The sequence below is a fragment of the Flectobacillus major DSM 103 genome (genome assembly GCF_000427405.1).
Classification (GTDB): Bacteria; Bacteroidota; Bacteroidia; order Cytophagales; family Spirosomataceae; genus Flectobacillus; species Flectobacillus major.
The window spans coordinates 54,486-67,296 of sequence record NZ_KE386492.1 but is presented as its reverse complement, the minus strand read 5'-3'; the positions used below and the strand labels follow the sequence as shown (position 1 = coordinate 67,296).

The following is a 12,811-nucleotide window of genomic DNA, read 5'->3' as shown; positions in this document are numbered from 1 at the left end:
GTTTTTTTACCTTACAGGAAAGCCATCTGGCTCTGCAAAGCGTTTGTCTTTTAAAAATGTTTCGTCTGTGAGTGTATTCAGGAAGGCAATAATCTTCCTCTTTTCTTCGGCACTCATCGGTATTCCTAAACGGGCATTTTTGCGAAAAATCGGGTCGAGATTGGGTACTTCTTGCATACCAGCATCATAAAAGTCGAGTACTTCTTGAAGTTTGGCAAAACGGCCATCGTGCATATATGGCGGCGAGGCGGCTACGTTGCGTAGGCTTGGTACTTTAAACCTAAAACGGTCTGTATCTATACCTGTTACCCTGTATCTGCCCTCGTCAACGACAATGCTCAATACGGGCTTGCCATCAAGATAATCTACTTTGGTTCGTTCAAACCTCGATAATCCTAAACTCCTAAATGACTCATCACTAAATAGTTGACCTGCGTGGCAGCTTTTACAACCTTTGCTTTCAAATAAGCTCATACCCTCAAGTTCGTCGGCTGTAAGATTTACACCAGCTTCTTTTCGTTGGTATTTATCATATTTGGCATTGGCCGAAACAAGGCTTAGCATAAATTGTGAAAGAGCTTTTAACATACGTTCGGCATTAATTTGCTCTGTACCAAAAGCTGCTTTAAACATATTCTTGTAGCCTTGATGTTTGCTGAGTTTTGCTACTACGTTATCTAATTTATCATCCATTTCGTCGGGATGTTCGATAGGCAATATGGGCTGTGTATCTAGTGTGGCTGCTTTGCCATCCCATTGAAAGCGTTCACGCCAAGCCAAATTTTGTAATGGCTGGGCATTGCGTAGGCCGATTCTTCCCTCAATACCATGACTCAGGTCGTGCATGTGATGCGAAAACGCATAGGTTTGCCGATGGCACTCTCCGCATGCAATAGTGCTGTCTCTTGACAAAATTCCATCGTAAAACAAATTTTTACCAAGGTCAAATCCTGCTTGTGTTACAGGGTTGCTATCAATCGGATAGATAGGTTTTGGAAAATTGCTTGGAATACTAAACAGAGGCTGAGGTTCAGGGGCTGGCTCGGTATCTGTAGTATTATTCTTTTTACAACTTTGTAGTCCTAACAATAGAATTGTGGCAAAAATTAGCTGTTTCATGTACGTATTTGAACAAAATAAAAGTGAAACGATTCAAAATATGTGAAAATCAAACGGTGTCACTTTTCATGTCGAACGTTATGGGCGATGAAAGGTTGTCTCGTTTTGATGCAAGCATAAATGCTCCAAACCTGATATTGGTTTGAAAATATGGGTATAATCAATAGCCAATACTCAGGCGTATTGTTGTCTGGAATAACCTATACCAAATTTTATAAAGCAATTATTACTTGCTCTGAACTAGAGCAGGTTTACCAACATGATAGAGAAAATGACCTATACCTTGGGAGGTTGAAAAAAACCTAAGAATGGCGAGCTATAATGAGGCTCGATATAAGAAAAGGAGTGAAGTGGGGGGAGTTCTTCAATAGAACTATTGCCCAGAAAGTCAACAGTATTATCGGACCAGAAGAGTGTAATTTCGGGCATTTTTTCGAGTTTTTCCGAAGTTGCCTTTTGTTCTTTTTCTTCTGCCGCTTTGAGCTTTTTCGCTAAAAAACATTTACCATCGCAATGTAGCTGTGGTTTGTTGCGATTAATACAAAGTTCTTTGGCAATATAACTTTTGTTGACTTGGTAATACACCACAAAACTCCACTTGCTGAATAATGGAATATTCAGTAAAATGAGTAGAAGAATTGCTATGAGTTTATTTACCATGCCACAAAGATAGGTCTGAATGTCTTTTAAACGAACAAATTTCCGTTTTATTGATAAAAATCAATTTTTTGGGCTAAAAAAAACTGGGTCAACTATTTGTTTTTTTTCAAAATAGCTAACCCAGTTTTTGGTATAAATAATGGCTTATTAAACCTTTTTCTGATCTAATTTATTTCTATTGATAGTCAAAAGTAATGCTGGAAGCAAAATAAGGTTGGTACACATGGCAATCAAAAGTGTGATAGAAACCATAACCCCCATGGCGGCCGTACCTCCAAAGCTTGATGCTGCAAATATAGAAAATCCACAGAATAAGATAACAGCCGTGTAAATCATACTTAGCCCTGTACCAAAAATAGTGTTGGTAATAGCTTCACGAACGGTATGCCCTTTTTCTTCTAATTCCTGACGATAACGTGTTAGGAAATAAACCGTTCCGTCCGATGCAATACCAAAGGTAATACTAAAAATAAGGATGGTTGAAGGCTTGAAGTGAATATCAAAAAAGCCCATAATACCAGCCGTTAAAGCCAATGGAATTAAACACGGTAGTTTTGATAAAATGATGATTGGAATAGACCTAAACAGAATCATTCCTACCAAGGCTATCAATACTATGGCAATCAACAAACTTTCGTAAAGGTTGCCTAACAGATAGTCATTACTTTTGAGGAATACCAAACTATGACCTGTTAAACTCACTTTGTACTCGCTTGGAGGAAAAATAGCATCGACCTGTGGCTGTATTTCTTTCATCAACTCTTTGATACGAACAGAACCCACATCGGCCATTTGAAAACTGATACGAGTAATACTTTTATCGGCATTCAAGAATGGCTTGATTTGCTTAGATGCCGAAGTAGAATCAGATTGTAAGTATTCCGAAAGTTTTGACAATTCAAAAACACTTGGCATGATATAATAGCGAGCTTCGCCACCTTTGTAGGACTGATACAAAAAGCGAGTAGCCTCTACGATCGACAAAGGTTTTGAGAATTCTTTGTATTGTTTTAGCTTGTTTTGCAACGATTTAATTTTGTATAAAGCCTCGGCTTGATTATCAAACACTCCATTGGGGTGCTTGGTATCTACCATAATTTCAAAAGGAAGTACACCATTAAAATTGGCTTCAAAGAAACGCAAATCGGTGTAGATAGGGTCTTTTTTGGGCAAATCGTCAACAACATAACCAATCACATTGATTTTGGTAATACCATAAGCCGATATCAATACTACAATCAACGAGGTTAGGTATATCGCTTTGCGGTTGTTATGTACTAATTTGTTGATTAAACCCAAGAAATTTTTGGCCCATTGGCCTTCTAAGTGCTTGAGGTGCTTTACTTTTGGCATACCCATATAATACACACAAATAGGAATCAACAAAAGGCATAACACATAAGTTACCATTACATTGAGGGCGGCTACTACACCAAATTCTACTAAAAGGCTACTGTTAGTAAAATAAAATACACCAAAACCAATGGCTGTTGTGAGGTTGGCCAAAAAGGTAGAAAGGCCAATACCCGATACCATATTTTGAATGGCCAATTGCTTATCGCCATGTGCCAATAATTCGCCTTGGTATCTATTAATCAAGAAGATACAGTTGGGTACACCAATTACGATGAGTAATGGAGGAATAAGCCCCGTTAACATAGTGATTTTATAACCAAACATTACCAATGTGCCTACCGAGAATACTACTCCAATAAGTACTACCAAGATAGAAACAACAGTAAAACGAACAGAACGGAAGAAAAACCATAAGATAATGGCTGTAACTACTACGGCCAATCCCATAAATAATTCCATTTCTCGTGATACTTTTTGCATTGTTGCCGTTCTGATAAATGGCATACCCGAGAAATGCAATGTAGTTTGGTGCTTTAGCTCAAACTCATGAGCTAAGGCTTTGATTTCACCTACAATTGCAATTCTTTTCTTGGAATTTAAGGTTTTTTCATTGAAGGTGATGGCCATCAATGTTGTATTGGTGTTCGAGTTGAGAATAGTTCCTTCGTAAAACTTGAGGTTACTGATTTTTTCTCGAACAGAATCTAATTCAGTTTGTGATTGAGGTTTTTGGGTCAATACAGGCTTTACGTCAAAACGTTTGGTAGATTCATTAACTTTTAGGTCTATCAGATTGGCTAAAGAAATAACGTTTTTGATACCTTCATGTTTTTTAATTTGCTGGGTTAGGTCGTACCAATCGTTGAAATTTTGAAGCTTATAAATATCAGGCGACTGCCATCCGATTACCATGAGGCTACCGTCTTCGCCAAAAAGCTTTCTAAAATTTTGGTATTCTTTTTCGGTTGGGTCGTTGGCAGGCAAAATTCTGGCAAATTCATACGAAAGCTGGATTTTACTGGCTTGATAACCCATAAAAATGGTTGAAACTAAAATAAATCCAATCCAAAATAATCTATTTCGGATGATTATATTCGCAATTTTATTCCACATTATTTATAAATTTTAAATGACTTTGATGATTGGATGAATAATTTGGACAATTTGTCGAGTGAGTAATAGCTTTGGTATAAAAGCCCTATATCGACTCATGGGGCATTAATGGCTATATAATGTTTAAATAATGTTTTTTGGAGAGAGTATGCGAAGCGGTGGTTGCAAGCACAACGAATTTGTAGAGTTGTATATTTTTCAATAAATAAATAGACAATAAAAAAAAAGCCTAAAGGCAAACTATCAATATAATATTGTGATACAATGGGCAGAGTTCCCTTCAAATCTCCATTGATTTCATCAAAATACGCATCGGCTTGTTCAAGGCTCAAATGACTAATTAACCCACTTTCGGCTTCATGCTGGAGTAATACTCGTCCCTCAATGGTAAAAAATACCACAGCATACGTCATGAATATGCAAATGAAGGCCAATATGTTATTTTTAGGGATAGTCATCAGTAGCTACAAAATTAGTGTAGAATGATGGAGTTGCCCAAAAAAATACGATAAATCCAATAGACTTACTGTTTTTGTGTAAAATTAAATACAAATAGTTATATTATTGAAGAAAGCTTTTTCTACGAAGTACTATAAAAAAAGTCAGACTTGGTAGGCCTGACTTTTTTGAGAAAGAATGTTGGTTTTATTTTTTTACCGAGAATTTATAAACGGTAGTAGTCTGATACGTTTCGCCAGGTTTTAGTACTGTACTTGGGAAGCTCGCTTGGTTAGGAGAGTTTGGATAATGCTGAGTTTCTAAACACAGCCCATAACGATGTTTGTAAACCGCTCCACCTTTTCCGACAATAGTACCGTCCAAGAAGTTTCCAGTATAAAACTGAATAGCAGGCTCGGTTGTGAATACTTCTAAAAATCGGCCACTAGTAGGTTCAAGTACACTTGCTGCCAATTTAAGGTTTTTGCTAGAATCGGCCAAAACCCAACAGTGGTCATAACCACCCCCGAATTTAATTTGCTCGTCGCTGGTGTCGTTGATTCTAGAACCAATTTTAGTAGATTTTGTAAAATCAAAAGGTGTGCCAGCAACTGCCTTGAGCTCTCCTGTAGGAATAAGCGTTTTGCTAACAGGCAAAAACTTGTCGGCATTCAAAGTAACCTCGTGGTCGAGAATATCGCTATTAAAGCCTCCTTTTAGGTTAAAATAAGCATGGTTGGTCAAGTTGATTACTGTTGCTTTGTCGGTAGTAGCTTTATAATCAATTTTGAGAGAATTATCTTTTGTCAAAGTATAAATTACCTCTACCGAAAGATTGCCTGGATACCCTTCTTCGCCATCTTTGGCAGTATAAGTTAATTTTAGGGCTGGCTCATCACCATCTATTGGAGTGGCTGTCCACAATACTTTGTCAAAACCCTTCAAGCCACCATGTAAAGCATTGGGGCCATTGTTTTTGGCCAACGTATAAGTAGTACCGTCGAGTTGGAACTGACCATTGGCAATACGGTTTCCGAAGCGGCCAATCAATGCACCAAAATAAGGAACACCTTTTTGGTAGCCCGCCAACGAATCGCAACCCAATGTAATATCTTCAAATTTTCCGTTTTTGTCGGCAGCAGTCCACGATACAATTGTACCACCAAAGTCGGAAATTTTCACTTCTGTTCCTGCCTGATTTTTAAGCGTATACAAAGTGGCATTAGTACTATCAGATACCTTACCAAATACAGATTGTTCGATTTTCAATGTGTCGTTAGTTTGAGTGTTTTCGGCTTTTTTAGATTCGCAAGCAGTTAGCATAGCACCAGCTAATAAACCTGCGACTAAGAGAATGTTTTTTTTCATAGTTAGTTGAGTAAACGTATTTTAGGTAACAAATTTAAAACGCACTATTGTTAGCAACATTAGGTTCTATACAAAATTATCTTGTGATTGATAAACAACAAGGCTTATTTACCAATCACAAGATAAAGTGCTTAGTTCCATTTACCAGCCATATCTTTCATAAATTTCTCCAAACCGATGTCGGTAAGAGGGTGTTTTAAAAGAGCCAACATGGCACTCAACGGCCCTGTCATTACGTCTGCTCCAATTTCGGCACACTTAATAATATGAATAGGATGACGAATAGAAGCTGCTAGAATTTCGGTTTCAAAGCCATAATTATCATAAATCGTTCTGATTTGTTCGATCAGCACAGTGCCATCAAACGAAATATCATCTAAACGACCTACAAATGGCGATACATACGAAGCTCCAGCTTTGGCAGCCAAAAGGGCCTGACCTGCCGAGAAGATAAGCGTACAGTTGGTTTTGATACCTTTTTCAGAAAAGTATTTAATTGCTTTGATACCGTCTTTTATCATCGGTATTTTCACTACAATTTTTGGGTCGAGGGCAGCCAAAAGTTCACCCTCTGCAATCATACCCTCGTAATCGGTAGCAATAACCTCGGCACTTACATCGCCTTCTACAATTTGGCAGATAGCTTTGTAATGATTAAGTACATTTTCTTTGCCACTGATGCCTTCTTTTGCCATCAGCGAAGGGTTGGTAGTTACGCCATCTAGTACCCCAAGGTCTTGAGCCTCTTGGATTTCTTGTAGGTTGGCGGTGTCGATAAAAAATTTCATAATTAGCGTTGTTCTAAGGTTGAAAACAGATTAAAGGAAACATAATTTGGGGTACATAATATAATATTTGGGTACTGGTCAAATTCTTCTTGGGTATGTGTTGTGGTAATAATCACGGCTTTCATGCCCGCATTTAGTGCTGTTTTTGCTCCTGTTGGTGAATCTTCAAACACCAAGCAATCAGTATAATTGGTATGGAGTAAATCGGCTACTTTAAAAAACACAGCGGGATTAGGTTTGCCAAGCTCTACATCTTTGTCGCAAACGATGGCCTGAAAATAATGACGTATTTGGAGGTTATCCAATACATAATCTACATTTTCGGAACGAGCTGCTGTACCAATGCCCATCGGAATACCCGCTTTGTATGCTTCTTCAAGCAACTCTGGTAGTCCATCAATCAATTTGAGTTCTGGCAAAAAAACTTCTCGGTAAATCGCTTCTTTTTCAGACGAAATACGGTCACGTTCTTCAAAGGTATATTTGTCACCAAAAATACGTTGTAGAATTTCATCGTTTTTGCCATGACAGGTAGCTATTACTTCCTCCAATGACAGTACTAATCCGATTTCGGCCAGCTTTTTTTGCCAAGCACGGTGATGAACCATCATGTTGTCCACCATAGTTCCGTCCATGTCAAATATCAATGCTTTTTGCATATTTATGGATTTTGATAATTGGGGATTTAGCTTAGTCAAATTGCTTTAACTTTTGAAACTCCTTTTGAGTAATAGTAAAAACTGTACCATGTCTTGTTCCATTGGGAAAAGTTATTTGGTCAGAAATATCCGTCCAATTTTTTAAATCAGGCGAACTTACAGCACCCATTTTGTGGCGAGTATATTGGTCAAAATATACCACCCAGTTGTTTCCTACCTTGGTAGCAGTGGGGCCTTCTATCCAGTTTAAGCCTAAAATTGGCTCAGAAGCAGGAGAGAACCCCGTGGATAACTGCTGGCTAAGAGCTACTTTTAAGTTTTTCTGAACGGGTTCTTTGGTTTCGTCTTTCAAAAACATTACATATTTTTTACCAGCTTTAATAATTGTAGCATCAATTACATTAAAGCCAGGGTCATAGAAAAGCTTGGTGCTACTAAATGATTTAAAATCCTTTGTTGTTACCGAGTACATTCTATGATTGTATTTACCGTCACCTTTTTGCCCATCGTTTTTAAATCGGTCGGGAATGGTAGTGGCCCAATAAATAAAATACTCTTTGGTTTGGTTATTATAATTAATTTCGGGAGCCCAGCAGTTGAGAGCCGTGGGCTCGTTGGCCATTACTGGAATAAACTGCTGTTCTGACCAATGGATAAGGTCTTTTGAGCGAGCATACCCAATACCACGGTCGTTCCAAGAAACTGTCCATACCATGTAAAAATAGCCATCTGGCCCCTTCAAAATACAAGGGTCACGCATGAGCTTATCTTTGCTAACCGTAGGAGTCAAGAAAGAACTATCTCCTTTGAGGGCTTTCCACGATAGCCCATCATTACTGTAGGCTAGATGTAGGCCATCTTCGCCATTACCTTTAAAATAGGAAAACATATAGACCTTTTTCTGAGCTAGTAGTCCAATAGATAAAAGTTGTAAACAGAGGAGTAATCCAATTCTTTTTTTCAAAAACATATTCAAAAACGTTTTACTATCGTAAGAAATACTATTGGTAAGCCTTTGAAATATTCCTATTAGAGTACAAATTAATGTATACTCTAATAGGACATAGGCTCAATTTTTTAGAAAAATATTAAATAGTGTTGATTATCAGCTTTTAATGAGTGTATTTTACCAGAAAATGGTATAAATAGCCAATACTACTAAAGTTACCAATATTGCACCAACTCGGAAAGAAGAATTGGTTTTAAACCATGAACTATCAACAGTAAATGCTTTTTCACTATCTTTTCCTTTGCCTTCAATAAGACTAATCAATACAACAACTACTGCACAAATCCAGAATACTGTACCCATTCTATTCAAGAAAGGCATATCTGGTATTTGTACTTTGAGTAATGCCGACAATGGAATACTTAGTACTGTTGCAGCCAAAGCACCATTAGCTGTAGCTTTTTTCCAGAAAAACCCTAATAAGAAAATCGCTAAGATACCCGGAGAAATAAAGCCTGTGTATTCTTGAATATACTGAAAGCCTTGTCCCAAATTTTTTAACAATGGGCTAATCGCCAAAGCAATAACAAATGATACTACAATAGAAACTCGACCTAACCATACCATTCGTTTTTCGCTGAGGTCTGGAGCAAAGAATTTCTTATGAATATCTAATACATAGATGGTCGAAATACTATTGGCTTTTCCAGCCAATGAAGCTACAATAGCAGCTGTTAAAGCAGCAAAAGCCATTCCTTTCAAGCCCGTAGGCAAAATATTTAACAATACAGGATAGGCGTTGTCAGGTTTTACAATACCCCCTTCTTTGATACCTTCAACGATAGCTAAATCGGCATTTTCTTGGAAAAGTACATAAGCTGCCAAACCCGGTAATACCACAATAATAGGCATGAGCATTTTGAGGAACGAGGCAAATAACAAACCCGAACGAGCTGTTTTTAAGTCGGCTCCCAAAGCTCTTTGTGTGATATATTGGTTGCATCCAAAGTAATTGAGGTTTACAATCCACTGTCCACCCACAATAAACATCAACAAACCTGGCAATTGATTGTAGGCATCTATCATACCACCTTGCCCGTCATGGACTTGGTATTGTCCTTTGGCAAAAATCATGTGTAAATGACTATCGGCTTTGTCTTTTACCAAAGAAAGTCCTTCAAAAATACCTGCTCCTGTACCCACTTTATCTGACAATAAATCAAGAGCCAGATAAGTTGTTGCCAAGCCACCTACTACCAAACAAACTACCTGAATTACATCGGTATATCCAATTACTTTCATACCACCAAGCGTAATAAAAATAGCAAATACTGTTAGAAATGTAGCACAAGCCATGAAGCTAAAGCCTGTCATTGTTTCGAGGCTCAATGCCCCCAAGTAAATAATAGAGGTAAGGTTCACCAAAATATACAAGAACAACCAGAATACCGCCATAATGGTACTAATACGGTTGTCGTAACGACGTGCCAAAAACTGAGGCATCGTATAAATATTGTTGCGGATATACATTGGTAAGAAAAAAACTGCAATCAAAATCAGCGAAAATGCACCTACAAGTTCATATACCGAAATAGCAATACCTAATTGAAAAGCTTGCCCACTCATACCAATGAACTGCTCGGCCGAAATATTAGAAGCAATAATAGATGAACCAATAGCCCACCAAGTAAGCGAACCTTCTGCCAAAAAGAAATCTTTTGAGTCGGCTGTTTGTTTGCCTTTGTTTTTGTACACCCAAAAGCCATAAGAGGCCACAATGACAAAATAGACAAAGAATATGATATAATCGAGGGATTCGAGTCCTAATTTCATAGTTAATAGAGATTTAAGCAATACGCTCGAAACAATAGCCCTAAAGGGAGGATTTAGTGATAGTTGATTTTAATGTATAGCTGAGTGTATTGATTATAGTGTTTGAGTACTCAGCTACACAGGTTTATGGGTTAGCATCCTTGTCCGTAATAAGCATTTTTGCCATGCTTTCTTTCGTAATGCTTCATACGCAAAGTATCTTTGATACGTGGTGTTGCGGGGTTAATTTGCAGGGTCAGATACGCCATCCGAGCTACTTCTTCTAAAACGGCAGCGTTATAAACCGATTTTTCGGCATTTTTTCCCCACGTAAATGGGCCATGATTTTGTAACAAAACCATTTCCATTTCTTTGTGCGATAAGCCTTTGGCTGCAAAGCAATCAAAAATCTGGTTTCCCGTTTCATATTCATAATCACCCTGAATCATTTCATCGGTCAATACAGCCGCACAAGGAATATCTTGATGGGTGTGGTCGGCATGAGTTGTTCCAAAAATAGGAATATCTAAGCCTGCCTGAGCCCACGCTACGGCATAGGTACTATGTGTATGGGTAATGCCACCTATGTCGTCCCAAGTTTTGTAAAGCAAGGCATGCGTTTTGGTGTCGGAAGAAGGACGCATTGCACCTTCTACAACTTTGGCATCATAGTCCATGATGACAATATCTTGGGGCTTCAAAAATTCGTAAGGAACACCACTTGGCTTAATCGCAAAAACACCTGCCGAACGGTCAACGGCACTTACATTACCAAAGGTAAATAGTACCAATCCAAGTTTGGGAAGTTGCATATTAGCTTCAAAACATTCCTCTTTAAGTGATTGATAATTCATGATTATTTGTATTTGAATATTTTGGGAGAAATAGGCTACTAGCAATAAGGCTATTACCAGTAACCTATCTTTTTTATTTTAATTCTAATACTACTACCGATGTAGCAGGAAGTTTTACTTTGAGCGTACTGCCAGTTAGAGTAGCCCCTGAGAAAACAGTAGGTTTTACTTTTTCTGGTTGGTCAAAAGTATTGTGGTCTTGTACTTTGGCAGAAGTCAATACACGGCCTGTTACCGATTTTCCAGCAATTCCTTTTAGGTTGATACTCACTTCTTGAGCTTTATTGATGTCGACATTGGTCAAAGAAATGTGTACTACTCCTGCTTTATCTTTCGATGCCGAAACCGATACCGCAGGTAATTTTTCGGTACCATACGTATAGCTATTCGTTTTGATTTCGATAGGCAAGTTGGTGGCATCTTGATGTACATTGTACATTTCAAGCACATGATAGGTTGGTGTCAAAATCATTTTTTCACCATTGGTTAGTACTACAGCTTGCAAAACGTTGACAACCTGAGCCAGGTTGGCCATACGAACTCTTTCAGCATGTTTGTGGAAAATATTAAGGGTTGCTCCAGCAAGAATCGCATCACGCATAGTGTTTTGCTGATACAAGAATCCTGGGTTGGTATTAGGTTCTACTTCATACCAGCCACCCCATTCGTCGACGACCAATGCTACTTTTTTCTTAGGGTCATATTTGTCCATAATATCAGTGTGTTTTTGGATTAACTCATCCATAAACAACGCCTGTTGCATAGTTTTGAAATATTGCTCTTCTGTAAACGTAGCTGCTGGCCCTTTTTTGCCCCAGTCTATTACCGAATAATGATGTAGTGCAATTCCTTCCAACATATTGTGTGGAATATCTCTCATCAATACCTCTGTCCAATTAAAATCATTTGAGTTTGCCCCAGATGCAATACGGAAAAGTTTGCTATCGTTGTCCCAGTTGGTCATAAAGGTAGCATACTGGCGATAAATATTGGCGTAGTATTCGGCACGCATATTGCCACCGCATCCCCAGGCTTCGTTACCTACGCCCCAGTATTTTACGCCCCAAGCTTTTTCGGCTCCATTTTCTTTACGCAAATTAGCCATCGGACTTACGCCATTGTGGTTGACATACTGAACCCAGTCGGCCAATTCTTTTACAGTACCACTACCTACGTTTCCTGCCAAGTAAGGTTCTGTACCGAGTTCTTTGCACATATTCAAAAAATCGTGTGTTCCAAAGCTATTGTCTTCGGTAACACCACCCCACCACGCATTTACGATAGACGGACGCTGAGCTTTTGGCCCGATACCGTCTTTCCAGTGATAAGTATCAGCAAAACATCCTCCTGGCCAGCGAAGGTTGGGGATTTTCATTTTTTTGAGAGCTTCAATAACATCTTTGCGTACGCCATTTACATGAGGGATTTTGGTATTACTTTCGCCCACATACAAGCCTCCATAGATACACGCACCAAGGTGTTCGGCAAAGTGGCCGTAAATATGCTTATTGATTTGATGTTTGGCTTGGTCTGCATTGATTGTTACTTCGTTTTGGGCAATACCCTGCAACGACAAGCAAGCAAGAGCAACTAAGGTTATGATTTTTTTCATGACTGCTTTTTGGGATATATTTTACGCTTGTTAAATAGTCATGGCTGTAAGTTTTGCTCAAAACTCACAGCCACCAAGAGGGT

General features: G+C 38.5%; 11 protein-coding genes. All 11 read right to left on the bottom strand.

Going from position 1 to position 12,811, the window contains the following annotated elements; genetic code table 11:
• Positions 1–6: 6 nt before the first annotated feature.
• The 11 genes from FLEMA_RS0166135 to FLEMA_RS0166085 all read right to left on the bottom strand — a co-directional run bounded on the left by FLEMA_RS0166135 (position 7) and on the right by FLEMA_RS0166085 (position 12,728).
• Positions 7–1,119 carry a cytochrome-c peroxidase gene (locus FLEMA_RS0166135; RefSeq protein ID WP_026998103.1) on the bottom strand — a complete coding sequence of 371 codons (1,113 nt, stop codon included), beginning with the start codon at positions 1,117–1,119 and terminating at the stop codon, positions 7–9.
• A 276-nt stretch (positions 1,120–1,395) separates the two neighbouring features.
• Positions 1,396–1,779, bottom strand: a complete 384-nt coding sequence (locus FLEMA_RS0166130) for a hypothetical protein (RefSeq protein WP_026998102.1) — start codon at positions 1,777–1,779, stop codon at positions 1,396–1,398.
• A gap of 147 nt (positions 1,780–1,926) precedes the next feature.
• Positions 1,927–4,248 carry an efflux RND transporter permease subunit gene (locus FLEMA_RS0166125; RefSeq protein WP_026998101.1) on the bottom strand — a complete coding sequence of 774 codons (2,322 nt, stop codon included), beginning with the start codon at positions 4,246–4,248 and terminating at the stop codon, positions 1,927–1,929.
• Between the two features lie 95 nt (positions 4,249–4,343).
• Positions 4,344–4,661, bottom strand: coding sequence for a hypothetical protein (locus tag FLEMA_RS0166120; protein ID WP_026998100.1), 318 nt, complete (start codon positions 4,659–4,661; stop codon positions 4,344–4,346).
• Between the two features lie 232 nt (positions 4,662–4,893).
• Positions 4,894–6,054: an aldose epimerase family protein gene (locus FLEMA_RS0166115; protein WP_026998099.1), complete on the bottom strand. Its 1,161-nt coding sequence runs from the start codon at positions 6,052–6,054 to the stop codon at positions 4,894–4,896.
• A gap of 131 nt (positions 6,055–6,185) precedes the next feature.
• Complete coding sequence (gene fsa / locus FLEMA_RS0166110; RefSeq protein WP_026998098.1) at positions 6,186–6,842, bottom strand: fructose-6-phosphate aldolase; 657 nt, start codon at positions 6,840–6,842, stop codon at positions 6,186–6,188.
• Positions 6,843–6,844: 2 nt separating this feature from the next.
• Positions 6,845–7,501 carry an HAD family hydrolase gene (locus FLEMA_RS75715; RefSeq protein WP_044175594.1) on the bottom strand — a complete coding sequence of 219 codons (657 nt, stop codon included), beginning with the start codon at positions 7,499–7,501 and terminating at the stop codon, positions 6,845–6,847.
• 31 nt (positions 7,502–7,532) lie between these two features.
• Entirely contained in the window at positions 7,533–8,471 is a 939-nt protein-coding gene (locus FLEMA_RS0166100) for a glycoside hydrolase family 43 protein (RefSeq protein WP_044175592.1), read from the bottom strand.
• Positions 8,472–8,627: 156 nt separating this feature from the next.
• Positions 8,628–10,283, bottom strand: a complete 1,656-nt coding sequence (locus FLEMA_RS0166095; protein WP_026998096.1) for a sodium/sugar symporter — start codon at positions 10,281–10,283, stop codon at positions 8,628–8,630.
• 131 nt (positions 10,284–10,414) lie between these two features.
• Entirely contained in the window at positions 10,415–11,116 is a 702-nt protein-coding gene (locus tag FLEMA_RS0166090; RefSeq protein ID WP_026998095.1) for an L-ribulose-5-phosphate 4-epimerase, read from the bottom strand.
• Between the two features lie 73 nt (positions 11,117–11,189).
• The gene (locus FLEMA_RS0166085; protein WP_026998094.1) at positions 11,190–12,728 is read right to left on the bottom strand and encodes an alpha-N-arabinofuranosidase; all 1,539 of its coding nucleotides are present in this window, start codon (positions 12,726–12,728) and stop codon (positions 11,190–11,192) included.
• Positions 12,729–12,811: the final 83 nt, after the last annotated feature.